This window comes from Pseudarthrobacter sp. SSS035 (assembly GCF_023273875.1).
Taxonomy (GTDB): domain Bacteria; phylum Actinomycetota; class Actinomycetes; order Actinomycetales; family Micrococcaceae; genus Arthrobacter.
On sequence record NZ_CP096882.1, the window covers coordinates 3,227,561 to 3,250,835 of the forward strand.

24 protein-coding genes and 1 tRNA gene are annotated in these 23,275 nt (G+C 64.7%); 13 read left to right on the plus strand and 12 right to left on the minus strand.

Features of this window, described 5'->3' with window-relative positions:
• Nucleotides 1-51 precede the first annotated feature (51 nt).
• Nucleotides 52-306, plus strand: a complete 255-nt coding sequence (locus MUN23_RS14885; protein ID WP_248759433.1) for a hypothetical protein — start codon at nucleotides 52-54, stop codon at nucleotides 304-306.
• Nucleotides 307-488: 182 nt separating this feature from the next.
• Nucleotides 489-570: transfer RNA gene (locus MUN23_RS14890), tRNA-Tyr, on the plus strand.
• 65 nt (nucleotides 571-635) lie between these two features.
• Here the strand turns inward: MUN23_RS14890 and MUN23_RS14895 are convergent.
• Nucleotides 636-1,220: a site-specific integrase gene (locus MUN23_RS14895; protein ID WP_248759434.1), complete on the minus strand. Its 585-nt coding sequence runs from the start codon at nucleotides 1,218-1,220 to the stop codon at nucleotides 636-638.
• A 21-nt stretch (nucleotides 1,221-1,241) separates the two neighbouring features.
• Here MUN23_RS14895 and MUN23_RS14900 point away from each other — a divergent pair, with 21 nt between their 5' ends.
• A complete protein-coding gene (locus tag MUN23_RS14900) occupies nucleotides 1,242-1,631 on the plus strand; it encodes a hypothetical protein (protein WP_248759435.1) in 390 nt (129 codons plus the stop codon).
• A gap of 355 nt (nucleotides 1,632-1,986) precedes the next feature.
• On the opposite strand, the gene MUN23_RS14905 is transcribed toward MUN23_RS14900, so the two are convergent.
• Nucleotides 1,987-4,140, minus strand: coding sequence for an acyltransferase family protein (locus MUN23_RS14905; protein ID WP_371875919.1), 2,154 nt, complete (start codon nucleotides 4,138-4,140; stop codon nucleotides 1,987-1,989).
• 365 nt (nucleotides 4,141-4,505) lie between these two features.
• Entirely contained in the window at nucleotides 4,506-4,652 is a 147-nt protein-coding gene (locus MUN23_RS14910) for a hypothetical protein (protein ID WP_248759438.1), read from the minus strand.
• A 625-nt stretch (nucleotides 4,653-5,277) separates the two neighbouring features.
• On the opposite strand from MUN23_RS14910, the gene MUN23_RS14915 reads away from it, so the two are divergent.
• On the plus strand, nucleotides 5,278-5,475 hold the full coding sequence (locus MUN23_RS14915) for a hypothetical protein (RefSeq protein ID WP_157769009.1): 198 nt from the start codon (nucleotides 5,278-5,280) through the stop codon (nucleotides 5,473-5,475).
• A 146-nt stretch (nucleotides 5,476-5,621) separates the two neighbouring features.
• Complete coding sequence (locus MUN23_RS14920) at nucleotides 5,622-6,053, plus strand: CBS domain-containing protein (protein WP_248759440.1); 432 nt, start codon at nucleotides 5,622-5,624, stop codon at nucleotides 6,051-6,053.
• A 107-nt stretch (nucleotides 6,054-6,160) separates the two neighbouring features.
• Here MUN23_RS14920 and MUN23_RS14925 read toward each other — a convergent pair whose 3' ends face one another.
• Nucleotides 6,161-7,165: a LysM domain-containing protein gene (locus MUN23_RS14925; protein ID WP_248759442.1), complete on the minus strand. Its 1,005-nt coding sequence runs from the start codon at nucleotides 7,163-7,165 to the stop codon at nucleotides 6,161-6,163.
• A gap of 374 nt (nucleotides 7,166-7,539) precedes the next feature.
• The gene (locus tag MUN23_RS14930) at nucleotides 7,540-8,274 is read right to left on the minus strand and encodes a potassium channel family protein (protein WP_248759444.1); all 735 of its coding nucleotides are present in this window, start codon (nucleotides 8,272-8,274) and stop codon (nucleotides 7,540-7,542) included.
• Between the two features lie 70 nt (nucleotides 8,275-8,344).
• Between MUN23_RS14930 and MUN23_RS14935 the strand changes: the two genes are divergently transcribed.
• Nucleotides 8,345-8,914, plus strand: coding sequence for a thioesterase family protein (locus MUN23_RS14935; protein WP_248759446.1), 570 nt, complete (start codon nucleotides 8,345-8,347; stop codon nucleotides 8,912-8,914).
• Nucleotides 8,915-8,932: 18 nt separating this feature from the next.
• On the opposite strand, the gene MUN23_RS14940 is transcribed toward MUN23_RS14935, so the two are convergent.
• Both MUN23_RS14940 and MUN23_RS14945 read right to left on the minus strand, forming a co-directional pair.
• Nucleotides 8,933-9,736, minus strand: a complete 804-nt coding sequence (locus MUN23_RS14940) for an ABC transporter permease subunit (protein ID WP_248759448.1) — start codon at nucleotides 9,734-9,736, stop codon at nucleotides 8,933-8,935.
• The gene (locus MUN23_RS14945) at nucleotides 9,733-10,686 is read right to left on the minus strand and encodes an ABC transporter ATP-binding protein (RefSeq protein WP_248759450.1); all 954 of its coding nucleotides are present in this window, start codon (nucleotides 10,684-10,686) and stop codon (nucleotides 9,733-9,735) included. The genes MUN23_RS14940 and MUN23_RS14945 overlap by 4 nt, the downstream gene beginning before the upstream one ends.
• Before the next feature lie 198 nt (nucleotides 10,687-10,884).
• On the opposite strand from MUN23_RS14945, the gene MUN23_RS14950 reads away from it, so the two are divergent.
• On the plus strand, nucleotides 10,885-12,102 hold the full coding sequence (locus MUN23_RS14950) for a DDE-type integrase/transposase/recombinase (protein WP_248759452.1): 1,218 nt from the start codon (nucleotides 10,885-10,887) through the stop codon (nucleotides 12,100-12,102).
• 105 nt (nucleotides 12,103-12,207) lie between these two features.
• A complete protein-coding gene (locus tag MUN23_RS14955; RefSeq protein WP_248759454.1) occupies nucleotides 12,208-12,651 on the plus strand; it encodes a co-chaperone YbbN in 444 nt (147 codons plus the stop codon).
• Nucleotides 12,652-12,749: 98 nt separating this feature from the next.
• On the opposite strand, the gene MUN23_RS14960 is transcribed toward MUN23_RS14955, so the two are convergent.
• On the minus strand, nucleotides 12,750-13,028 hold the full coding sequence (locus MUN23_RS14960) for a putative quinol monooxygenase (protein WP_058931640.1): 279 nt from the start codon (nucleotides 13,026-13,028) through the stop codon (nucleotides 12,750-12,752).
• A gap of 115 nt (nucleotides 13,029-13,143) precedes the next feature.
• Here MUN23_RS14960 and MUN23_RS14965 point away from each other — a divergent pair, with 115 nt between their 5' ends.
• Nucleotides 13,144-14,820 (plus strand): AMP-binding protein, encoded by a 1,677-nt coding sequence (locus tag MUN23_RS14965; RefSeq protein ID WP_248759456.1) that lies wholly within the window; start codon nucleotides 13,144-13,146, stop codon nucleotides 14,818-14,820.
• Nucleotides 14,821-14,936: 116 nt separating this feature from the next.
• Here the strand turns inward: MUN23_RS14965 and MUN23_RS14970 are convergent, their stop codons facing one another.
• Nucleotides 14,937-15,359 carry an ester cyclase gene (locus MUN23_RS14970; RefSeq protein WP_248759458.1) on the minus strand — a complete coding sequence of 141 codons (423 nt, stop codon included), beginning with the start codon at nucleotides 15,357-15,359 and terminating at the stop codon, nucleotides 14,937-14,939.
• 192 nt (nucleotides 15,360-15,551) lie between these two features.
• On the opposite strand from MUN23_RS14970, the gene MUN23_RS14975 reads away from it, so the two are divergent.
• Complete coding sequence (locus tag MUN23_RS14975) at nucleotides 15,552-17,234, plus strand: LuxR C-terminal-related transcriptional regulator (protein WP_248759460.1); 1,683 nt, start codon at nucleotides 15,552-15,554, stop codon at nucleotides 17,232-17,234.
• On the opposite strand, the gene MUN23_RS14980 is transcribed toward MUN23_RS14975, so the two are convergent.
• From MUN23_RS14980 to MUN23_RS14990, 3 genes are all read right to left on the minus strand, one after another.
• Nucleotides 17,227-18,030 (minus strand): ABC transporter permease, encoded by an 804-nt coding sequence (locus MUN23_RS14980; protein WP_248759462.1) that lies wholly within the window; start codon nucleotides 18,028-18,030, stop codon nucleotides 17,227-17,229. The two genes, MUN23_RS14975 and MUN23_RS14980, sit on opposite strands and share 8 nt — an antisense overlap.
• On the minus strand, nucleotides 18,030-18,998 hold the full coding sequence (locus MUN23_RS14985; RefSeq protein ID WP_248759464.1) for an ATP-binding cassette domain-containing protein: 969 nt from the start codon (nucleotides 18,996-18,998) through the stop codon (nucleotides 18,030-18,032). Before MUN23_RS14985 ends, MUN23_RS14980 begins: the two co-directional genes overlap by 1 nt.
• A 96-nt stretch (nucleotides 18,999-19,094) precedes the next feature.
• The gene (locus tag MUN23_RS14990) at nucleotides 19,095-20,066 is read right to left on the minus strand and encodes a DNA-3-methyladenine glycosylase (protein ID WP_248759465.1); all 972 of its coding nucleotides are present in this window, start codon (nucleotides 20,064-20,066) and stop codon (nucleotides 19,095-19,097) included.
• Nucleotides 20,067-20,197: 131 nt separating this feature from the next.
• On the opposite strand from MUN23_RS14990, the gene MUN23_RS14995 reads away from it, so the two are divergent.
• From MUN23_RS14995 to MUN23_RS15005, 3 genes are all read left to right on the plus strand, one after another.
• On the plus strand, nucleotides 20,198-20,590 hold the full coding sequence (locus MUN23_RS14995) for a VOC family protein (RefSeq protein ID WP_248759466.1): 393 nt from the start codon (nucleotides 20,198-20,200) through the stop codon (nucleotides 20,588-20,590).
• Between the two features lie 43 nt (nucleotides 20,591-20,633).
• Nucleotides 20,634-22,019: a cystathionine beta-synthase gene (locus MUN23_RS15000; protein ID WP_248759467.1), complete on the plus strand. Its 1,386-nt coding sequence runs from the start codon at nucleotides 20,634-20,636 to the stop codon at nucleotides 22,017-22,019.
• A 69-nt stretch (nucleotides 22,020-22,088) separates the two neighbouring features.
• A complete protein-coding gene (locus MUN23_RS15005) occupies nucleotides 22,089-23,249 on the plus strand; it encodes a cystathionine gamma-synthase (protein ID WP_248759468.1) in 1,161 nt (386 codons plus the stop codon).
• Nucleotides 23,250-23,275: the final 26 nt, after the last annotated feature.

The following is a 23,275-nucleotide window of genomic DNA, read 5'->3' on the forward strand; positions in this document are numbered from 1 at the left end:
AGCCGGGCAGGCGAGAGTTGAACGAGTTGGAAACAGGCCGAAGGGAAAGCCATGCAACACAAAGCCGTCCGTTATGTCACCCGAACCACCGCCGCAGCCGCGGGCGCCGTTGCCACTGCTGCCACGTCAGTCGCCGCTGCAGCCCTGGCAGGCTCCATCGTCTTCAGTCCGGTCCCGGATGCCTCGGCCCGCATGGAGGGTGTGAGCGAGGACCTGCTGCGGGCGGTCCAGCTGAACCAGATCACCGAGGAGCAGGCCGTGAAGTTCGAGGCGCGGCTGGCCGGACGGATTCTCGGCGACGCTTGATCCTCCGTCGAAATCCCCGGAATCACGGGCCTTTTGGGCTGCTTTCGGACCGTACGCAGCCCCGATTCGATGTTTCGGCAGAAGTTCTGTAAAGTTGTCTTGCCCGCGGTTACTGGAAGCGGAACGGCCCGGAAACGAACGTTCTGACCACTGCAGCCGGGGGTGATCTTCTTTTGAAGTTCGGCAGATTACCCGAGCGGCCAAAGGGGGCTGACTGTAAATCAGCTGGCAACGCCTACGGGGGTTCGAATCCCTCATCTGCCACCGCCCCGGATTCTAGGGGAATTTAGACCCGTTCGTATCTCTTCGGAGGTGCGGGCGGGTCTTTTTTACTTCCCGGTGATCACACTTGTGAGCACACCTTGGCTTTTCTTTGACATCGGCAGCAGTGAGGACGCACCTTCCGCGGCGTTGTGGGCGGCGTCTCCCACCATGTGCGCGTACAGGTCGCGGGTGATCTGGCTGTTGCTGTGTCCCATGGTCTTGGACACAATGGCCATGTCCTGCCCCGTGGCCAGCATTAGAGACGCGTGGAGGTGGCGGAGGTCATGGAAGCGCATGTGCGGGAGGCCCAGCTTCTCCACCATCAGCTCGAAGAGTTTGGACGGGTAGCCCGGGCGGAGCTGGCTGCCGTCCTCGTACGTGAACACGCGGCCCGAGTCCTGATAGGCGTCTGCCCATGCCTCGCGTTCCTGCCCCTGCTGGAACTGCCACGTCAGAAGAGCGGCGACGTCCCGGTCTGACAGTGCGACCACGCGGTCCTGTCCGGCATCCGTTTTGATTGTGCCCTCCACTACTTCCTTGCCTACCTGTACAAGCTGCACACAGATAACCAGGCGGCGGGCGGCAAGGTCTACGTCCTGCCAGCGGAGGCCGCACAGTTCACCGCGGCGCATACCGGAGAGGATGGCCACCTCAAACAGTGCGCCCAGCCGGTGCTCAGTGGCGGCGTCCAGGACGACCGCTCCACCTACTACTGGAAGCACGTCTACGAGCGGAACACCGAAGGACTCTACCTACCCAACGGCGCCTTCGCCTTAGCGGCAACCCTCGCCGGACTGCCGATGGAATGGTCCGCCTACAACCCCACCATCCACGCCCGGGAATCCCGCCACAACCCAATCGGGGCCCTCGTGACTAATCCCCGCCGATTCAAGGACACCGCGGCCAGCGTGCCCGAGTTCAGCGCCCTCATGAACGCCCAGGTCCGAGCCACGCTGCCATGCAACGGAGGGACCGAATGGATGGCCGAAGACCATCGTCTCCAGCAACGGGCAGCCGAGCTGTGCCGCCCGTGCGCCCTCCTGGTATTGTGCTGCACCTAGGCCATCACCGCTGGGGAAAGAACCGGCATCTGGGGCCAACATCTGGTCTCTGTTCATCTGGCCCTGGCTTCCTGCCGACGGGTCGAGGGCATGCTGACGCCGCCCTGTTAATAACAAAGCCGAGTCAATGGTCGCGTCGGTTTTAAAGCACTTTGAAAGTATTAGAGCCCGCCACGTCTGCCTACCGCTGACCAACGGACGAATGGAAAGACTACAGTCGATTTTTGTTGATATTGATCTTGGCTCCTTCAGATGACGCATGTATCGGTCACAGGCCGCCCTTTTCGTTACGGAGGCTTGCTTGACACCCAAACGCCAACCCACCGGCGGCGCGCACAACGCTGCTGACGCCACATCAGGGAAGCAAGGCGGCCGCCTCAGCAAGAGACCGACGCAACCACAGGGCGTAGTTGGTGGAGATGTGCTGAGCATCCATATGGGTTGCATATCCCGCGACAACCGCGGGACAGACATCCTCCGCGCACAACCACGGAACAACGTCCACGTATTCCGCGCCACCGGCCTCGGCGACGCGCTTCTCCATCTCATTGTGTTCGGTGTCCACCGCGTAACTCCGCTGAGTGTGGCAGCGACGGACGTCGTCGGAATTCGATGTGACGCAGTCCTCGGGATCCTTTTCCGAGTACGCGATGTCCCCGATCACGACCACACGACCACTTATCGCGCTCAATGACTTTATGGTCGAGGCGAGACCCTCCTCCCAGGCGGCCTCCGTGTTTTCTTTGTCAGGGCGCCCATCCTTCTCAAGCCAAGTACCCTGGCGCTGACCCGAGATGAGGACGACGCTCGGGTGAAGTGCCTCGATCTTCGCCAGCGAGTCAGCACGGAATGCATTGCACTCGGGATAATCACCCTTGCGCTTCGCGTTGTAGACCGAAAAGTCGGCTGGCGGACACGAGAACATCGAAAAGACTTCGAAGCGCCGCCCAAGTTCAGTGGCTGTCACGCCGAGCGGACTTTCCCACATCTGAGCGTGCGAGTCGCCATAAACCACGACTGTCTCGCCGCCGCTGGCGTCACCATAACTGCATGTGACTTTACCTGTTGGGGCATCTAGGCCCCTTAGACAGGCATGTTGGTTGAAGAGGAATCTCCCAACAGGCGGCTCCGGCGGCCACCCTGCGACGTTTACGCTGTCAGCCACGGCCTTTGCCACTTCGTCAGCCGTCGGTAGGTCACTGCCAGGGGCAACTGCAAAATCGCCTACTTTGTCTGTGGGGGAAGGCTTGGGCAGGATCGACACCAGATTGCTCGTGAGGCCAAGTGATAGCGCCACCAGTGCGGCGCCGAAAGCCACGCTGACTGACGGCCGGCGGGCCTTGAGCCAGTTGGAGTTCCGTACGGGCAATTCCACATACTTGAAGGTAACGACAGACAAGGCCAGCGCCACACCGACAAAGGCAAGCTTGGTGGTCATCGCCAGTTCGGTCCCGAGCGATGCCGCGGGGAGGATCAGCACGGGCCAGTGCCACAGGTACAGGGAATAAGAGAGCTTGCCAAGCCATTGCAGAGGTCGACACTGCAGGAGCACTTCGGCTCCTCGCTTCGGTGTGATTGTCCCGCCGATTATCACAAGAACCGTTCCGCCAACCGGAAGAATAGCAGCGGACCCTGGGTACCTGGTGTACTCGTCCAGCGTGAGCGCTGCTGCCGCAATCGCGATGAGTCCGGACACACTCGTAACGGCAGCAAGAAAAACCGGCAGCCGCATGATCGTCGGTGTGAGCACGGCAAGAATTGCGCCAGCCGCAAGTTCCCAGGTCCTCGTCAAGGGAGAGAAGTAGGCCGCACTCGCGTTCTCCGTCGTCGCGTACACCGACCACATGAGGGAGACTGCAATCGTGACAGCGAGGAGAACCGTCAGTCGCGTGCGTAGCGGAGCTCTCCATCCGATCGCAGCGACCGCCATCATTAAGGCTGGCCATAACAGGTAGAACTGCTCTTCGATGGCCAGTGACCAATAGTGCTGTAACGGGGATGGAGAAAGGTCGCTGGCCCAGTAGTCCGTCCCTTGTGAGGTTTCGCGAAAATTGCTGGCGAAAAGCGCGGCCCATTGCCCGTCTTCGGCGGTTCGAGCAGCACTCGTACCGCCGATCAAAGCGAAGGATGAGACTACTGTGACGGCGAGGACAAGAGTCGCGGCAGGCAGGATTCGCCGAGCCCGTCGTGCATAGAACCACAAGAGGGAGATCCGCCTACCCCGTTCAGCTTCTTTGAGCAGGAGGCCGGTGATGAGGAAGCCGGAGACCACGAAGAAGACGTCGACACCGACGTAGCCTCCTTGCAGCGCCGGCACGCCTACATGGTCCAGCACGACCAGTAGAACTGCGATCGCGCGAAGACCCTCTATGTCCGGACGGAACGTGCGTGGAACGGATGAAGAGCGATCGGCTCCCTTCGTGGCACGCTTACTCGTTAGCAGACGGCGTCGGGGTTTACGCGCGTCAAGGTGGTTTCCATTGAGCAATCCACTGGCCAGATGCATCATGTCGCCCCTTTGGCCCGACGTCTCCTACCGGCTCGTGCGGCCGACAGTAGCGCTCTTTGCGGCCAGAATCAATGCATTTCCCCGAAGATAGGCGTGCGGTCGTGAAGTGGGCAAAAATTCTTGACCTCGCCCGGCAATTTTCTCAGAAATCGGGCGCCTCCAGCTTGATGCTGACCCGACTTGCTCGCCTCGATCGGCGTCGAAAGTCCGCTTCAATCCGCGCTGCTGCGGGCGTAAATACCAGTACGCTCACCCGCCCCGTGGACCGGACCCACTGAGTCCCGGTCCCTTATCGTCTGACCTATGGAAATCGTGAGCAAGTCATAAACAGTGTTCGTCGCTTGGCATCGGGAGCAACTCTTATCTCAGCCCTCGCGGCCGTCGGAGTAGCCGGGTCGTCGGCGCCACCCGGAGACGCGGTTGCCAAGGGTCAGGAAGCGCAAACGCAGATCTGCGGCGGCAGCATTCAGGGGAACAGCGTTCTTACCGCGGCTCTCGCGGGCGCTGTGCAAGGGAGCAACCTCAGCCCATTGGCTCCTAAGTGCAGCTGCGGCAACAAATGTCCCTTAGGGAATCCGCCAGCAAGCTGCGGACCTGGAGAGAAACGCTGCAAGGAAACCGCGTCCTGCAACTTCAATATCTCGTGCGACGGAATCGTCGTTGCGTGCTCAGCGAAGGTGCGAGTCGAGTACCTGAGCGAACGGCGGAAACCGCTGAGTCTGATACCTCGACCGGCCCGTCGTGGCTCCGCTACGACATTTGCATAGAGCCGACCCTGTCGCCAGAGTCAATTGCCATCATCGATGGGGTTATCTCCTACTTGTGCAGCGTCGTGGAGCAAGGAGCACCCAGAGCGGAATGGCGGGTCGGCTACAACCGGATCAAGTCCTACATCTGGCAGAACCACCCAGTGCTCGTGCACGACAACCAGGAGGTTCCACTGGCTGACCTGGTTCCAGGCCTTGCCCGAGGACAGGCAAGCGGGCGGCTCCCCTCAGATGATGACAAGCTGGCTCGCATGGCAGCCGCCGCCATCAAGCAGCTGAACGGTAATGACGAGAAACAGTCGTTGAGGACGAACCGCTTATCGAGGTCGAGGACCTAGGCGAAGACGCACTCCGCGGGCGGGAGCTTGAGGTGTCTTTGCGGGAGGACATCGCCAACGAGTACTCCCGGGAGGTGGACCGGCTGGTCAAAACCCTCGCGAAGGAGGACGGGATCACCGGCGTGGTCCGCGAAGACCGCGAAGTACTCCTCGTTGCCACACCCAGCTGGGACACCGCGCAGCTTCAAGAATGGCTCACCCGATATATCGAAACCAATATCCATAACTAGCGGCACTCTTTGGCGCGCGTGCAGGGGAGTTGACCAAAGGGGAGAAACCGCCGTCGACATCAGCGTTGGGCCCGGCGTAGGCTGGCACCATCGGCGCATGTGACCCCGATGCCCTGCGTCGATACATCAATCGATGAAGGAGAACCATGAGCGTTGTACGTGAATTTATGACCACGGATGCACAGTGTATTAAGGAGCATCAGTCCCTCGCAGATGCCGCTCGGATGATGTTGGATCTGGATTGTGGATCGCTGCCGATCTGCGGCGATGACGGCAAGTTGAAGGGCATGATCACCGACCGCGACATCGTGCTCAGGTGCGTTGCTGCCGATCGTGATCCCCGCGAGATGCTGGCCAGCGAACTGGCCAACGGCAAGCCCTACTGGGTGGACGCCGACGCCAGTGTTGACGCAGCCATCGAAATCATGGAGAGGCACCAGATCCGGCGGCTCCCGGTCATCGTCGACCACAAGATGGTCGGCATCATCAGCCAGGGTGACATTGCGCGCAACTACAGCGAGGAGCGCGTGGGCGAACTGGTGGAGCACATTTCGGAACGCCACCCTATGTCTGCATAGTCTGACTAATTTCCGCATGGCCTTGTTCGCGGCTCCTTGCCTTGTAGGTTCGGAACCGCGAACAAGCTTTGGAAACTCTGGACCGCGAAACCCGGCCGGACCAGAGCCTAGTTCAGGGCGATCAGGAGCATCTGGTTGGTCCCCGGGATGCACGTCTGCAGGATGGCCCGGGGGAATCCGCCGAATACCGCGATGACATCGTTGGTGGTTCCCGGGTTGGGGACCTGGCCCCGGGCCGTCGCGGTGTATGTCCCGTAGCCCGGAATGCTGACGGTCTCGCCCACGCCGATGCCGGAGAAGCGCGCCCACCCGCCGCAGAAGTCGTGCTCCGTGATGAACAGCGAGTAGCCGTCGTTGGGTGTGTAGTGGATCGGCCCGATGCACGCGTCCACCATGGCCTGTCCGCCAGCGCCCGCGACATAGATGGTGCGGACAGCGGGCGCGGCCTGGACCGGCGCCGTGGCGGGGATGTAGGCCGGTGAAGCAGCAGCGGGTGCCGCCGCAACCGCTGCCGGCGCCGGTGCCGGGGCGGAAACCTCGACGGCGGGCCCCGTCAGCTTCAGCGTCTGGCCCGGGACGATGATGCTGTAAAGGCCCAGCCCGTTGGCGGCCAGCATTGCGTTCGTGTCGACGCCGTACCGGCCGGCGATCCCACCCACGGTATCGCCGGGGACAACCGTGTAGAGGTTGGGGTCGCCGGCGGGTGCCGGAGCAGGTTCGGGCGCTGGCGGTGGTGGGGGAGCCTCGGCAGGCGCCGCAGGCACCGCAGCTTCTGCGACTTCCGGCTGCGCAGTGCCAGCTCCCGCACTGCCAAACTCAACGGACCCAACATAGGGCGCATCCAACGGCACCGCGGCCAAAGGCCGGGCAACGCGCACAACTGGCGACGCCGCCGTCGTGATGGCCTCCGGCGGCGCGGATATCTCTGCCGTGGGGACGGGGCCGGCCAAAGCGCCGACTCCGAAGGCGGAAATCACGGCGGCGGTGGCCATGCCGGCCCACAGCTTGTTGCTGATCGGCCCGCGCCCCGGTGTCAGGAGATCGGCCCGCGGGACATCGGTTTCGAAATTTCGGCGGGGTGGTTCGGGAGTAGGTGCGGTCAACTGGAACATGGGTGGCCCATCGCAGGTCGGTCCGGCAACAGGGCGGCAGTGGTGCCGCGAGTTCCAATGCAGGACGGATCGAGGAGTGATGCGCTGCGCGGTGCCGGTCTATGACGGAACCGCGCACGGAAAGCGCGCATGATGGGAGCGCCCGCATACCCAGAAGATACGGATGCCCGCTATGAAGCGGCATCATCCACCCCAGCTCGGAGGATGCGCCGGCAACTTTGTTTTGGCCCTAGGAATTTCGAGTCTAGGAAGCTGCGCCAGGCACTGCACCAGTAGGCGTTACCTGAATTTTTCCGCCGAATACTTGGCCCCGCGGCGGCGACTACTCGGTGTCCAGCCGGCTGCCCCGCTGGACATTTCTACCGGGACATCCCTTACAACGAGGGGCGGTCCTTGAGCTCGGCCACTTCGCGCCGCAGCGCAGCGATCTCCGTGGCCAGGCCGGCGAGCTCTGCCCGCAACGGTTCCTCCACGGACTCCGCGGCGGCTTCCGTGGACTCCTCTACACGCTGGACAAGCCAGGAAGCGATGGACGCGGTGACCACACCCAGCACGGCAATGCCGCTCATCATCAGCGCCGAGGCCACCAGCCGGCCGATCGGCGTCACGGGGTACATGTCGCCGTAACCCACCGTGGTGATGGTGGTGATGGCCCACCAGAGAGCATCGCCGAACGTCAGGATCTTGGCGTCCGGGGCCGACTGTTCAACGTCCAGCACAGCCAGCGCACCCACAAAGACCAGCAGCGCCGCTGACCCGGCCACGTACGTGACCACCCGGCCCCTGAGGGTCTCGCCGATGGTCCTGTGCAGCACCGAAAGCAGCGTGACCAGCCGGAGCAGGCGCAGCGGCCGGAAGAACGGAAGGGCCACGATCAGGAGTTCGTGCAGGTTCCAGAGGAACCAGCGGCGGCGGTCCGTGGCCAGCCACAGGTTGGCGGCGAAATCAAGGGCGAAAATACCCCACGTCAGCCACATCACCGTCTCAAGCCATTCCGCGCCGCTGCCGTCGACGCGGCCAATCACCTGCCACGCGTACGCCGCCAGGAAAACCAGTGCAGTCCCCATCAGGGGCCACTCGGCGAGGTCCCGGTAGCGTTGTTGCGTCATGCGCCACATCCTACGTGGCGGGCCGGACCTACGGACTTGCCAGCAAGTTACTGATGGGTAACATTGAGGAATGCACCTGCTTCTGCGAACCCTCCTGATGCTGTTCACGTCCGCCCGCCGCTCCGCACTGACAATCTGGGACGCGTCGTCCCTGCCGCTGCGCGTCCTGCCCACCGATATCGACATCGCCATGCACGTCAACAACGGCATGTACTTTTCCCTCATGGACCTGGGCCGGTTCGACCTGATGGTCCGCAGCGGCGTGTGGAAGACGATGCGCCGACGCGGCTGGAGCCCGGTGGCGGCGGGGGAGACCATCGCCTTCCGGAAGTCGCTGCAGCTGTGGCAGCAGTACACTATCGAATCAAAGATCATCGGCCTGGATGCCAAGGCCATCTACTTTGAGCAGCGCATGGTGTCCGACGGCGAGATTTACGCGCGTGCCTACATCGCCACCCGCCTGGTCAACAAGGGCAGACCGGTCAGCCAGGAGGAGATCCTGCGGGAGTTCGGCCAGCCCCCGGCGGACCTGGTGCTGCCCGGATGGATCCACGAATGGCGCGAGACCAACGCCCTGCCCGGCAGCCGGACGCCGGCGCCGCACCTTTGGGACAGCCTCACCCCGGAAACCAGGGCCTGAGCGCCGGTCACCCGGAAGCTACGTGCCGACGTCGCGCTTGTTCACCGCGAACGCGGCCACGGCCACCAGCGCCGCCGAAATTCCCCAGAGCCACCCGGCGGCCGCCCAGTCCGCGCCGTTGGCCATCGGGGAATTTCCGTAAGCCCAGTGGTAAGGGCTCAGGTCCAGCAGCCACTCCACGTCCTCGCTCTGCCGGCCGACGGCGTTGAAGACGTAACCAAAAACGCCGACGGCGGCGCCCGCGGCCAGCCCGAACGTCCGCCTGCCGGACACGGCCCCGGCGCAGAGCGCGGCCGTTCCGCTCAGCAGTGCCAGCCCCGCGAACAGCACCGCGGCGCCGAAGAGATTCTCGGGCCGGATATTCAGCTGGGCCGAATCGTTGAGCAGCCGGACCAGCACAAAAACGAAGGCCGCGAGCAGCACTACCCGCAGGAACAGGGACAGCGCTCGTTCCAGCACCACCTGGACGCGGGTCACCCCGTGCGCGAGGGTCAGTTCCAGCTGGCCGGATTCCTCGTCCCCGCCCACCGCGGCGGCGCCCCACCCCACCGAAGCGATGGTCATCAGCAGGAAGCCGATCAGCCCGAACAGCGTGGCCTGGGTGTACCCGGGACCGGTGGCGATCTGGTCGTAGTTCAGCGCCTTGGTCATCTCGGCCGGGAGGGCGTCGATCATGTCCTGCATCTGCGCGCTCCCGCCGATGGACGGGTACAGCGGCAGGTACAGGAACGTGGCGGCGGCCAGGCCCGCGGCCCATGCGACGGTGGAGCGCCAGGAATCAAAGAAGGCCCGGCGGAACAGCGGCAAGGTGGTGGTGCTCATCGCGCGGCCTCCGCCGTGCCGGGCAATGCCGGGTCCGTGGCTGCGGGAGTTGAGTACATCTTGAGCACAGACTCCTCAAGGTCCGGTTCCCCCAGCACCAGGTCGGTCAGCTCCAGGGTGCCCAGGGCCCTGACCAGCGGCTGGATGGCCCCCTCCACGGTGGCCGAAAGGGTGATGCTGCCGTCGGACTCCAGCACCTCAAAATGCCCGACGCCGGGCACCCGGCCCAGCAGCGCGCCGGCGTCGTGCGCTGTTATTCCGTTCGCGGTGAACCGGACCCGGCGCACCGCACCTTCCCGGAGCCCGCTCACGGACTCGACGGCGATGATCCGGCCGTCGCGGAGGATCGCCACAGTGTCTGCCGTCTGCTGGACCTCGCTAAGGACGTGGGAACTGAGGAAGATGGTCTGGCCGTTGTGCTGCGCCTCGCGGACCATCGCATGGAATTCCTGCTGGACCAGCGGATCCAGGCCGCTGGTGGGCTCGTCAAGGACCAGGAGATCGGGATCGTGCATAAACGCCTGGACCAGGCCGAGCTTCTGCTTGTTGCCCTTGGACAGTTTGCGCGTGTGGCGGTCCAGGTCCAGGCCAAGCCGTTCGGCAAGGCCATCGATCCTGCCCGGGGCCACTGGACCACTGATGGCTTGGTAGTGCGCCAGGAGTGTCCGGCCCGTGACACGGCCCTCGAGGAACAGCTCGCCGGGAAGGTAACCGATCCGCCGGCGGAGCTCCGGGCCGCCAGCACGGGGGTCCTTGCCCAGGACGCGGACCTCCCCGGACGTGGGGCGGATGATGTCCAGCAGGCAGCGCATGGTGGTGGTCTTGCCCGCGCCGTTGGGGCCGATCACGCCGAACACGGAGCCTGCTTCGACGCTGAAATCCACCCCGTGGAGCACCTCGCGCCGGCCGAACTTTTTGGTGAGGGACCGGGTGGAGATAGCCTGGGCCATGAACCCTCCTGTATACGGCAGTCAGCGGCTGATGACCCCAAGGGTAGGCCCCGCCGTGCCCGGTGTACACGGCTCGCGTTGACTCATCAAAGATGCCCGCGTAGCTGCTATCGAAGAATCATTTGGTAATGCCCGCGTAGCGGCGCGTCTGCTGGGGCGGTATCTGCCGGCCCGGCACTGTGAGCCATGGAGCTTTCGATGAGCGAACGCAAGGCCGTCACGAAGACCACTGCCCTCCGATATGCCCGGTCGGACCGTGCGGCCAAGAAGACCATCCTGGACGAGCTGTGCGCCCTGACGCTTTGGCACCGTGACCATGCGCGGAAGGCCCTGCGGCAGGCCTTGGTGCTCAGACAGGTCAAGGCCCGGCCGCTCAGGGCCCCGGTCTACGGCGACGACGTGATCGAGGCGTTGCGGTTCTGCTGGGCCGTCCAGGGCACCCCGTGCGGGCGTCTGCTGGCAGCAGCGCTGCCGGATTTGGTTCCGCGGCTGCGCCGGTTCAAGGAGCTGAGTATCGAGGACGGGACGGCGGCGTTGTTGCTGAAGATCGCCCCGGCCACCATCGACCGCCGGCTCAAGCCAGACCGGGGGAAACTCGACCCAAGGGGCCGTTCCCACACCAAGCCCGGAACACTGCTCAAAGACTCCATCCCGATGCGGACCTGGGCCGAATGGGACGATGCGGTGCCCGGTTTTGTGGAGATTGATCTGGTCGGCCACGAGGGCGGCAATTCCTTGGGTGAGTTCTGCTTCACCCTGACAATCACTGACATTTGCACCGGGTGGACCGAGACCCGGTCGGTGAGGAACAAGGCCCAGAAATGGGTGTTCGCCGCGATCAAGGAAGCCACCGCGGCGTTCCCGTTCCCGATCGTCGGGATCGATTCGGACAACGGGAGCGAGTTCATCAATTGGGAGCTGCTGCGGTGGTGTGAGCAGGAGCAACTGACCTTCACCCGGTCCAGGCCCGGGAACAAAAATGACGGCGCCCATGTGGAACAGAAGAACTGGCATGTTGTCCGGCAAACCGTCGGATATCACCGCTACGACACAGCGGCGGAGCTGGAGCTGCTGAACCGGATCTGGGCGTTGCAAGGGCAGCTGACCAACCACTTTGGACCCCAGCAGAAACTCGTCCAGAAGATCCGAACCGGCCCAAAGATCACCAAGAAGTATGACCTGCCGGCGACCCCATACGAACGGGTCCTGGCCGACGAGGGCACCGTCCGGAAAGTCGTGAAGGCCAAGCTGAAGAGGGAGAACAAGCCCTTGAATCCAGCCGCAATCCAACGTCAAGTTCAAGCCCTCTGCTCCGAGCTGCTCACCTTGACCACGACAAAGCAAGGCCCCAAAAGCCAACCGACCATCCGGGCACAATCAAATGATTCTTCGATAAGGGCTACGCGGGCATCTTGACATGATTCCCCGGGCGGCTGCCGGCGGATATTCCCGATGACGCGGGGAGCGAACAGGGCGCACCCGGCTGGGACATCCGCCTGCGCCTCGCGTACCGTTGAAGGCATGGCTACCGTAGACATCACAGGTGAACAGTTCGCATCGACCATCGAAGGCAACGACATTGTCCTGGTGGACTTCTGGGCTGAATGGTGCGGTCCCTGCAAGCAGTTCGGGCCCACATACAGCGCCGTATCGGAGAAGCACTCCGACGTCCTGTTCACGAAGGTGGACACCGAAGCCCAGCAGCAGCTCGCCGCCGAGGCCGGCATCACGTCCATCCCCACCCTGATGGCCTTCCGCGAAAAAGTTCTGGTCTTCTCTCAGCCCGGCGCCCTGAACGCCCAGCAGCTGGAGCAGGTTGTTGACGCGGTCAAGGCCCTGGACATGGACGAGGTTCACGCCCATGTGGCGCGCTCGCAGGCAGAAGCGGCAGCGGCCGCGGCAAGCACCCCGGCCGTCACCAAGAGCTCGGGCCCGCAGGACGGTTCGCAGATCCCCGGGGCGTAAGCGCTCCTAGCCCCCTTAAACACCATCGACTGCTCCGTAAGGGCCCTTTTGAACGTTCAATAGGGCCCTTACGGAGCAGTCGATGGTTAAAGCGAAGGCTACAGGCGGTCCAGCTGCACGGGCTCGGCCAGCAGCGCGCTCAGGGATTCGTTCAGGTCCTGGACCGCGGTGCCCTTGGAGTGCTTCGCAAGCAGTTCCTCGGATTCCCACTGTTCCGTGAGGACCAGCTTCTCTTCGGTGGCTTCGGTCAGCTCGTAGCGGATGCAGCCGGGTTCGTTGACCACCTCGTCGATGGCGATTTCCAGGGCGAGCTTCACACGGAAGAACTCGCCGTCGTTGGGGATGAACGTTGCCTGCAGGTCGATGGGTGCACTCATGGATTTCACAATACCGGGACTCGGGATGCACGCCCGCCCTGTTTACGCGCGGACACCCTCCTGTTGCGCTTCTCTTGCGCTTTCATTGCCGGGAGCCAGACGGTAGCGTGCCACCATGCGCGCTTACACAGCCGGGGACACTGACGTCCCGCTCCTCGAGGAAACCATCGGCCAGAACTTTGAACGGGCGGTGGCCCGGTTCCCCTTCCACGACGCGCTGATCGAGGCCGCGCCGGTCCCGGGCGCTGACGCCCGCCGCTGGAGCTACACGAAAATGAACGACGACGTCGATCGCCTCGCGCGTGCACTGCTCGCCTCGGGGGTGGCCAAGGGCGACCGGGTGGGCATCTGGAGCCCGAACTGCGCCGAGTGGACGCTGCTGCAGTACGCCACGGCCAAAGCCGGTGCCATCCTGGTGAACGTGAACCCGGCCTACCGGAGCCACGAGCTGGAGTTTGTGGTGAAGCAGAACGGCATGCGGATGCTGGTGGCGGCACCGTCGGACCGGAACAGCGATTACGTGGGGATGGCCCGCCTGGCGCTTGCCGGCTGTCCTGACCTCCGGGAACTGGTGTTCCTGCCGGATTATGGCCTGGACGGGCTCGACGCCGGTGACCCCCAAAGTGACGGTGAGCTGACGTACGCCGAGCTGCTCAAGCGGGCTGACGCCGTCGGCCATTCCGGACTGAAGGCCCGCATGGCGGAGCTGGGCCCGCACGATCCCATTAACCTGCAGTACACGTCCGGGACCACGGGCTTCCCCAAGGGTGCCACGCTGACGCACCACAACATCCTGAACAACGGCTACTCCATCGGTGAGCTGCTGGGCTACACCGAGCACGACCGGGTGGTGATTCCGGTGCCGTTCTACCACTGCTTCGGGATGGTGATCGGCAACCTGGCAGCCCTCAGCCACGGTGCGGCCACCATCATCCCCGGGCGCGGCTTCACGCCGGCGGCCGCGCTGGAGGCGGTCCAGGACTTTGGCGGGACATCGCTGTACGGTGTGCCCACCATGTTCATCGCCGAGCTGGCCCTGCCGGACTTTTCCTCCTACGACCTGGCCACGCTCAGGACAGGCGTCATGGCGGGATCGGTGTGCCCCATCGATGTGATGAACCGGGTGATCTCGGAGATGCACATGGTGGATGTCGCCATCTGCTACGGCATGACCGAGACCTCCCCGGTGTCCACCATGACCCGTAACGGTGACACGCTGCAGCATCGCACCGAGACCGTGGGCCGCACCATGCCCAGGCTGGAAAACCGGATCGTGGACCCTGGCACCGGCGAGGTGCTGGAGCGCGGCGAGATCGGCGAGCTGTGCACCCGGGGCTACGCCGTCATGGCCGGGTACTGGGACCAGCCGGACAAGACCGCGGAGACCATCGACACCGAACGCTGGATGCACACCGGCGACCTCGCCCGGATGGACGACGAGGGCTACGTGGTCATCGAAGGCCGCATCAAGGATCTGGTGATCCGCGGCGGCGAAAACATCTACCCGCGTGAGATCGAGGAGTTCCTGTACAGCCACCCGTCCATCCAGGACGTGCAGGTGATCGGGGTGCCCGATGCCAGGTACGGCGAGGAACTCATGGCCTGCATCATCCTCAAGCCCGGCGCGGACCCGCTGGACGTGGCCGCCATCGCCGACTTCTGCCGCGGGAAACTGGCCCACTACAAGATCCCCCGATACGTGGACGTCCGCGAAAGTTTCCCCATGACCGTTTCCGGGAAGATCCGCAAAGTCGAGATGCGAGAGGAAGCCGTGGCCCGGCTGGGCCTCTGACAGGGTCTGACGATCGTGGGCAGCAAGACCTCGACGTGGGGCCGCAAGTGTCCGTTCGCGCTGTCTGAGCCCCTCGTTGAGCGCGAACGGGACACTTGAGGCCCGGGGCTTCGAGCTCAGGTTGCCGGGGTCACCCCAAGCTGCGCCATGAGGCCGGCTACATCGTAGTAGCGGCTTTCCTCCGTGACTTCCCCGTCAGCATTGAACGTCGAGAAGACGCCGGCGTTATTGATTATGGATTTTCCGGTGGCGGGAATCTCGCCGCCGGGCGATGCCAACGGTCCCTGGTGCGTTCCGCGCAGAGTGTACTCGGCTGCGAACGTCTCGCCATCCTGGAGCACGGGCCCCACGGTGAGACTGACATCCGGGAAGGCCCGCAGGAGGTCCACCATGTCCTGCTCAATAGCGTCCCGCCCCTTCAGCGGCTGCGGGTAGCTCGGGTCGTGGACAACCGCGTCCGCGGCATAGAATGCCGCAAAGGCCTTCGCATCGTGAGAGTTAAGGGCTTCTACTGACTTGGCAATTGCGTCCGCGCTCATCGTTTGCTCCTTTATCGGTCCTGTTGTCCGTTATTCGGGACAACTTCAGACTGCCCGGCTCCAAGGCCGGGCGGATGGGTCAACTGACCCATTTTGTGGCCGATGCCGGCAGCGCCCATCAGGCGGATTCGGTTCGGCCGCGCCCGAAGTTCCGTCCTAGGGAACGGCAGTGTGAAGTGCTGTAATTGAAGCGTGACGCTGGAGGAAGTGACAGCGAGGGGCTACGCGGCACTGGAAGCGGGGCGGTGGGCGGATGCGCGCGCCGCCTTTGAGGAGGTCCTCTCAGGCACCGGATCGTCGGGCGCGCTCGCAGGCCTGGGCGACGCCCTCTTTTTCCTCGGTGAGCTCAGTGAAAGCGTCCGCTGCCGTGAACGCGCCTACGCCGCCAGCCGCCGCGCGGGCAATGTTCCGGAGGCCATCGACTCCGCTGTGTGGCTGTGCCTCGTCTATGGAATGTCCCTCGGCAACGAGGCGGCGGCGCGGGGCTGGCTTGCCCGCGCGGAGAGCATGTCCGGGCCGGACGACGGACTGTCCCTTGCGTGGGTTGATTACTGTGGGGCGCTGCTGGCTACGGATGCCCATCGCTGCCGCGACCTGATCGAGCGCGCGCTGGCCACGTCGCATGAATTGGGCGACCCGGACCTCGGCGTCTGTGCCCTGGCCGAGCGTGGCGTTGTCCTGGTCAAGGAGGGAGAAGTCCAAGCCGGGCTTCGGTGTGTTGACGAGGCCATGGCCAGCGCCCTGGGTGGCGACGGAACGACGTTCTACACGGTGGTCATGGCGAGTTGCTCGATGCTGACGGTCTGCGACCTGCTCAGCGACCTCGGACGGGCTACCCAGTGGTCGCTGGCGGCAGATGACTATATGAGGACCTACGGCTGTCCATACTTATACGCTCAGTGCCGCATGGTCCACGGGCGGGTGCTCCTGCTGACGGGTCATTGGGCCGAAGCCGAGGCCGAGCTGCAGCGGGCGGCGGCGAGTACAAGGGACGTCTTCCCCGGCATGTTCCACAGGGCCATCGCGAGCCTCGCCGAGCTCCGTGTGCGCCAAGGGCACTTCGACGAGGCCAGGGCCTTGATCGAGAGGATCGGCGCTCCGGTCGAGACCAGCCTGGTGGCGGCGGGCCTGGCCCTCGGAAGCAACGAACCCGTGGCGGCCGTGGCCCTGGCAGAGCGTTGGCTTCGTTCAGAAAATGAGGGTACCGGCGAGGTCGTTCCTACATTGCACGCCGGTGGGCACCGGACCTCCCTGGAAACAGCGGGCGCACGCAGCCTTCTGGTGGAGGCACAGCTGGCAGCAGGAAAATCCGCTGCCGCTGCAGTGGCCGCCGAGCACCTTGGCGACCTTGACGCCAGCGCCGGAGGAGTCCGCTTGGTGTCCGCGCATGCTGCCCTGGCTAGGGGCAGGGTTGCAGCCGCCGAGGGCCGGCTGGAGCCTGCCACGTTGTATTTTGAGGACGCCCTCAAGTGGTTCGGCCACTTGGAACTTCCGCTGGAAGCCGCGCGCACGCGACTGGAACTTGCGCGTCTTTTAGCCCAAGGCCAGCCCACGCTCGCCATCTCCGAAGCCCGCGCTGCACTGTCAGCGCTGGACAAGCTGGGGGCGTCCCACGATGCCGATACGGCAGCGGCACTGCTGCGATCGTGGGGCGCCGGGGGCCGGTCCGTTCCCCGCGAGGCAGGCATTCTCACCCGGCGAGAGCATGAAATCCTGGGGCTGCTGGTGGAGGGCTATTCAAATCCTGAAATTGCGGTGCAGCTGTTCATCAGCCACAAAACAGTGGCCCACCATGTAAGCAGCGTGCTAGAGAAGCTCGGCCTTCGCAACCGTGCTGAAGCCGCTGCTTACGCCGCCCGCAGGGGCCCTAATTGATGTTGCGGTTGATGGTCCGCACACCCACAACGAGCCCGACGGCGGCTGTCACCGATGCGGCGAGGAGGCCCAGGAGCGTGTCGGTCCCGACGCCGCCGGCAAACAGTTCCCGCTCGGCGTTGACCAGGTAAGTCAGGGGATTGAAGAGGCTGGCGGTCTTCATCCAGTCCGGCCCGGCCTCGATGGGCAGCATGATGCCGGACAGGATCATCAGCGGGAAGAGCAGCGTCTGCTGCACACCCCAGAAGATCCACTCCTTGTTCTGCGATACCAGGGCCAGCGCGTAGGAGAGGGCGCCGAGTCCGATGCCGAAAATGCCCAGGATGACCAGGCCGAACAGTACGTGCAGCGGATAGAAGACAAAGCCGAACGGGATGCAGACCAGGGCGATCAGCAGGCCCTGCACCACCAGCGGCGCCCACTCCTTCAGCGCCCGCCCGATCATCAGCGACGAGCGGGAGAGCGGCGTGGCCAGTATCCGCTCATAGGAACCGGTCATCAGTTCGTACTGCAGGTTGGAGCCGGTCATGGACGTGCCGAACAGGGCAATCATGACCACGACGCCGGGCAGGAACCACTGCAGCGTGGACTGGCCGCCGAATGCCGGTGCGCCCACGGCCGCCCCGAGCAAGGGTCCGAAAAGGCCCAGGAACACGAGCGGCTGGAGCAGCGAAAAGACCAGCGAGAAGGGGTCCCGCAGGGGCAGCAGCATCTCGCGCCAGAAGACGAATCTGGTGTCATGCAGGATCTGGATCAGGCCCGGCTTTTCCAGGACCTCGGTGCTTTGCACAGCCATCAGCGGTTTGCTCCTTCCCGCAGATTGCGGCCGGTCAGCTCCAGGAACACATCGTCCAGGGTGGGCGGTTTCAGCTCCAGGGACTGGGCGGGAGCGCCGGCGTCGTTCATTTCTTGCAACAGCGCCGGTGCCAGCCGTGCGCCTTCGGTGAGCCGGAGGCGGAAGCGGACCACGCCGTCGTACAAGTTTTCGTTGACCTCACCGCCCGCGGCGGCCCGCGCCAGCAGCCCGCGCACGCCCGCGGCGGAATCCGCCGCAACCTCGACGGCGAGCAGGTCACCGGCCAGGTTGGCCTTCAGCCGGGCGGCTGTGTCATCGGCGATGATCTGCCCGTGGTCAATCACAATCACTCGCTCGGACATCAAATCGGCCTCGTCCATGTAGTGCGTGGTCAGGACGATGGTGGTGCCATGCTCGGCGCGCATCCGCATGATGTGCTCCCAGAGGTTGGCCCGGTTCTGCGGGTCCATGCCGGTGGACGGTTCATCGAGGAACAGCAGCCGCGGGGAGTGCATCAGCCCGAGGGCCACGTCCATCCGCCGCCGCTGCCCGCCGGACAGTTTGATGACGGTGCGCTTGGCGAGGTCGGCCAGGTCCAGGGATTTCAGCAGCTCCTGCGCCCGGGCGGCGGCATCCGTGGAGTTCATACCGTAGAAGCGGCCCTGCATCACGAGTTCGTCGATGACCCGGAAGCTGTGGCCGCCGCCGTTGCCCTGGCCGATATAGCCGATCCGGGCGCGTACCCCGGCCGGATCCGCGGCGACGTCCACACCCGCGACAGTTGCCGTGCCGGACGTGGGCCGGAGCAGCGTGGTGAGCATGCGGAGCGTGGTGGATTTGCCCGCGCCGTTCGGGCCAAGGAACGCCACAAGCTCGCCCGGGGCAACATCGATGTCGACTCCCTTGACGGCTTCTACCGTTTCCTTCTTGACGGTGAATGTCTTGGTTAGCTTGTCAGTGTGGATCATGGCTGACTCCAGAGAATTTCGGAATTCCGGGGCTCTGGTGCGGGCTCCATGGCGCCACGCTATACCCATCTGAAGCTGGAGTCCACGGCGGAACCGTCAGTGCCGGCGGTGGTCCTGGATGGTCATCCGCGGCCCAAACGTCGGTTTGCGGAAGCCGCTCAGCCCGATCATCCGGACCACCCGCTGCCGGTGCCCGGTCCATGGCTCAAGCAAGGCCAGCATGCCGGCGTCGTCGGTCCGGCGGCCGGTCAGCGCGGCGCCCACATAGGCGGCGAGGTGGTAGTCGCCCACCGCGATGGAGTCCGGGCAGCCGTGGGTCCGCTGCACCACTTCGGCCGCGGTCCACACCCCGATACCGGGAATCACCTGCAGTTTTGCTGCCGCCTCCGCGGACGGCAGGGCGGCCAGCCGTTCAAGCGCGACGGCGGATCGCAGCGCCCGCATGACGGTCGCCGAACGCTGTGGTCCAACGCCGGCCTGGTGCCATTCCCACGAGGGGATGCGCAGCCACTGCTCAGGCGTAGGCTGGAGGCGGAGCCCGTCCGGCGCCGCGGTTCCGGCCGCCGGAGCCGGCGGGCCGAACCGGTACATCAGGTACCGGTAGCCGCGGCGGGCCTCAATAACGGTGACCTTCTGCTCGAGGATGGTGGGCACGAGGCAATCAACCACCCGCCCGGTGGAGGGCAGCCGGACAGTCAGGTTCCGGCGTCGGGCGTCACGGACCATCCGGGGGAGCGTGGCGTGGAAGTCCGGTTCGTCAAAGGCCGACCAGTCGTCCCCGGCGCCCAGGAGCCGGGGCACGCCGGCGAGTCCGGCGGCGGAACCGGGACCCCAGGCCTGGGCGTCAACAGCCCCATCCGCGGCAGCGGTGAGGCGCAGCGTGACCGGGCCCTCCGGCGTCGTAAACGCCGTCCATAACCCGTCAGGCCGGAACGAAAACGACGGATCTCCGGTACCCCGCAGAAGCGTTCCCAGCGTCTGGTGCAGGCTGTACGGGCCGTCCGGATGCCAGCGCAGGGACGCATCCGCGGCGGCGGCAAGCCGGGCCGGAGCGTCAAGGATGGTCATGTATTCATGGTCCCACGGTGGGCTGACAACGCCGCTTCCGGAGCCCCTTTCAGACCGAAGATGCCAGGACTAGACTCCATCGTGTGGCGCGGGGAGTCCGCGCCTTCCCCTCGCATTCAAAGGAGCATGCTGTGGCTGGAGTTGTGCATTTCGAGATCCCCTCCGATGACAAGGAACGCGCCAACACTTTTTACCAAAGTGCGTTTGGCTGGACCCTGACCCCCATGCAGGAGATGGACTACACCATCGCCATCACCACGCCGTCGGACGAGCAGACAGGCATGCCAAGCGCGCCCGGGGCCATCAACGGGGCCCTGACCCCGCGCACGGACAACCTCAAGACCCCCGTCATCACCATCGATGTGGAGGACGTTGACGCCGCCTTGGCGCAGGTCGAATCCGCCGGCGGTACCGTCGCCCAGGCAAAGGACGCCGTTCCGGGCATGGGCTACTACGCCTATTTCAAGGACACCGAAGGCAACACCCTGGGCCTCTGGCACACAGATTCCTCGGCAGGGAGCTGAGCCCCGGGCAGGACCTGTGGTGGCAGGCGGTAACTTTGTACCTATGAAGTACGCGCAGTCCGTCCTGGACCTCATCGGAAACACGCCGCTCATCAAGCTCAACCACGTGACGGAAGGCCTCAAAGCCACTGTCCTGGTGAAGCTGGAATACATCAATCCCGGCGGTTCCATCAAAGACCGCATCGCGGTGAAAATGATCGAAGAGGCCGAACGGACCGGCAAGCTCCTGCCCGGCGGGACCATCGTTGAGCCGACGTCAGGCAACACCGGCGTGGGCCTGGCGCTCGTGGCCCAGCAAAAGGGCTACAAGTGTATTTTTGTGGTGCCGGACAAGGTTGGCGAGGACAAGCGCGCCGTGCTTCAGGCTTATGGCGCCGAAGTCGTCGTCACGCCCACGTCCGTGGCCCCGGACAGCCCGCAGAGCTACTACAGCGTTTCGGACCGCCTGGTGACGGAAATTCCGGGCGCCTACAAGCCTGACCAGTTCTCCAACCCGGCCGCCCCCGGCAGCCACTACGAGACCACCGGGCCGGAAATCTGGCAGGACACCGACGGCACCGTGACGCACTGCGTGATCGGCGCCGGCACCGGCGGCACCATCACCGGCACCGGCCGTTTCCTCAAGGAGATCTCGGCGGACCGTCCGGAGGCCGACGGCGGCCGGGTCAAGGTGATCGGGGCGGACCCCGAAGGTTCGGTCTACTCCGGCGGCACCGGGCGCCCGTACTTCGTCGAGGGCGTGGGCGAGGACATGTGGCCGGCGAACTACGACAAATCCGTCCCGGACGACGTCATTGCCGTCACCGACGCCGATTCCTTCGCCATGACCCGGCGGTTGGCCCGCGAGGAAGGGCTGCTGGTGGGCGGCTCGTCCGGCATGGCGGTGGTGGCTGCGCTGCAGACCGCCCGCGACCTCCCGGAAAGCGCCGTGGTGGTGGTCATCCTCCCGGACTCCGGCCGCGGCTACCTCGCCAAGATCTTCAACGACCAGTGGATGCGTTCCTACGGCTTCCTCTCCGGCGGCGAGGAAGCGTCCGTGGGCGAGGTCATCAAGTCCAAGACCGGCGAGCTGCCGGACCTGGTCCACATCCACCCCAACGAGACCGTCCGCGACGTCATCAACATCATGAACGAGTTCGGCGTCAGCCACATCCCGGTCCTCTCGCAGGAACCGCCGGTGGTGATGGGCGAGGTCCTCGGCGCCGTGGACGAGCGCACGTTGACCTCCAAGCTGTTCCGCGGCGAGGCCAAGCTGACGGACAAGATCTCCGAGCACATGGGCCCCCGCATGCCGGTCATCGGCTCGCTGGAAACCATCTCCGCAGCCCGCGAGCTGCTCTCCGACGTGGACACCGTAATGGTGACGTTCGTCGGCGCCCCCGTGGGAATCCTCACCCGCCACGACCTCCTCGCCTACCTCAGCAACTAATTTTCCGGTGGTTGAGCCTGTCGAAACCAGGATCTCGACAAGCTCGATCACCGCATGAAAGGACCTTCAATGTCTGCAGAAAACCAGGGTTTCAACACGCGCGCCGTCCACGCCGGCCAGGCCTTCGAGCCCCGCACCGGCGCCGTGGTTCCGCCCGTGCACTTCAGCTCCACGTACGCCCAGGACGGCATCGGCGGGCTCCGCGACGGTTACGAATACGGCCGCGGCACCAACCCCACGCGTGATGCCCTGCAGGAGCAGCTCGCCGCGCTCGAAGGCGGAAGCCACGCCTACTCCTTCAGCTCCGGCCTCGCGGCGGAGGACTCCCTGATCCGGGCGCTGACCCGGCCCGGCGACCACATTGTGCTCGGCAACGACGCCTACGGCGGCACCTACCGGCTCATCGACCGAGTGCTCGGCGACTGGGGGATCGGCAACACCCCCGTGGACATGGCTGACCTGGACGCGGTCCGCAAAGCCGTGGCCGCGAACAAGACCCGCTTCGTCTGGGTGGAAACCCCCTCCAACCCGCTGATGAAGATCACCGATATTGAGGCACTCGCCGAGGTAGCGCACGACGCCGGGGCCCTCCTCGTGGTGGACAACACCTTCGCGTCGCCCTACCTGCAGACCCCGCTCGCCCTGGGTGCCGACGTCGTGGTTCACTCCACCACGAAGTACATCGGCGGGCACTCCGACGTGGTGGGCGGCGCCATTGTGGTCAACGACGCGGACCTCGCGGAGAAGATCGGCTTTGTGCAGTTCGCCGTGGGTGCGGTGTCCGGCCCTATGGACGCCTTCCTCACCACCCGCGGCCTGAAGACACTCGGCGTGCGCATGGACCGGCACAGCGACAACGGCCAGGCCGTGGCCGAATGGCTGCTCGAGCGCCCGGAGGTGGAGGCCGTCCTGTACCCGGGCCTGCCCTCCCACCCCGGCCACGAGCTGGCGAAGAAGCAGATGAAGAAGTTCGGCGGCATGGTGTCCGTCCAGTTCAAGGGCGGCGAGGCGGCGGCCCGCACGGTCGCGGAAAACACGTCGGTGTTCACGCTGGCGGAATCCCTGGGCGGCATCGAATCGCTGATGAACTACCCGTCCGAGATGACCCACGCATCGGTCAAGGGCACGGAACTTGCGGTTCCCGTCAACCTCATCCGGCTCTCCTGCGGCATCGAGGACGTGGAAGACCTCATCGCGGACCTGGAGCGGGCCTTCACCTTCCTGAAGTAGCACCGCGCTCCATCTAAGGCACCCTG

Bases quoted from the DNA above. Each gene is read 5' to 3' on its own strand.
- MUN23_RS14885 (WP_248759433.1), top strand. From the start codon at position 52: ATGCAACACAAAGCCGTCCGTTATGTCACCCGAACCACCGCCGCAGCC.
- MUN23_RS14905 (WP_371875919.1), bottom strand. From the start codon at position 4,140: ATGATGCATCTGGCCAGTGGATTGCTCAATGGAAACCACCTTGACGCG.
- MUN23_RS14920 (WP_248759440.1), top strand. From the start codon at position 5,622: ATGAGCGTTGTACGTGAATTTATGACCACGGATGCACAGTGTATTAAG.
- MUN23_RS14925 (WP_248759442.1), bottom strand. From the start codon at position 7,165: ATGTTCCAGTTGACCGCACCTACTCCCGAACCACCCCGCCGAAATTTC.
- MUN23_RS14930 (WP_248759444.1), bottom strand. From the start codon at position 8,274: ATGACGCAACAACGCTACCGGGACCTCGCCGAGTGGCCCCTGATGGGG.
- MUN23_RS14935 (WP_248759446.1), top strand. From the start codon at position 8,345: ATGCACCTGCTTCTGCGAACCCTCCTGATGCTGTTCACGTCCGCCCGC.
- MUN23_RS14940 (WP_248759448.1), bottom strand. From the start codon at position 9,736: ATGAGCACCACCACCTTGCCGCTGTTCCGCCGGGCCTTCTTTGATTCC.
- MUN23_RS14945 (WP_248759450.1), bottom strand. From the start codon at position 10,686: ATGGCCCAGGCTATCTCCACCCGGTCCCTCACCAAAAAGTTCGGCCGG.
- MUN23_RS14950 (WP_248759452.1), top strand. From the start codon at position 10,885: ATGAGCGAACGCAAGGCCGTCACGAAGACCACTGCCCTCCGATATGCC.
- MUN23_RS14955 (WP_248759454.1), top strand. From the start codon at position 12,208: ATGGCTACCGTAGACATCACAGGTGAACAGTTCGCATCGACCATCGAA.
- MUN23_RS14960 (WP_058931640.1), bottom strand. From the start codon at position 13,028: ATGAGTGCACCCATCGACCTGCAGGCAACGTTCATCCCCAACGACGGC.
- MUN23_RS14965 (WP_248759456.1), top strand. From the start codon at position 13,144: ATGCGCGCTTACACAGCCGGGGACACTGACGTCCCGCTCCTCGAGGAA.
- MUN23_RS14970 (WP_248759458.1), bottom strand. From the start codon at position 15,359: ATGAGCGCGGACGCAATTGCCAAGTCAGTAGAAGCCCTTAACTCTCAC.
- MUN23_RS14980 (WP_248759462.1), bottom strand. From the start codon at position 18,030: ATGGCTGTGCAAAGCACCGAGGTCCTGGAAAAGCCGGGCCTGATCCAG.
- MUN23_RS14985 (WP_248759464.1), bottom strand. From the start codon at position 18,998: ATGATCCACACTGACAAGCTAACCAAGACATTCACCGTCAAGAAGGAA.
- MUN23_RS14990 (WP_248759465.1), bottom strand. From the start codon at position 20,066: ATGACCATCCTTGACGCTCCGGCCCGGCTTGCCGCCGCCGCGGATGCG.
- MUN23_RS15000 (WP_248759467.1), top strand. From the start codon at position 20,634: ATGAAGTACGCGCAGTCCGTCCTGGACCTCATCGGAAACACGCCGCTC.
- MUN23_RS15005 (WP_248759468.1), top strand. From the start codon at position 22,089: ATGTCTGCAGAAAACCAGGGTTTCAACACGCGCGCCGTCCACGCCGGC.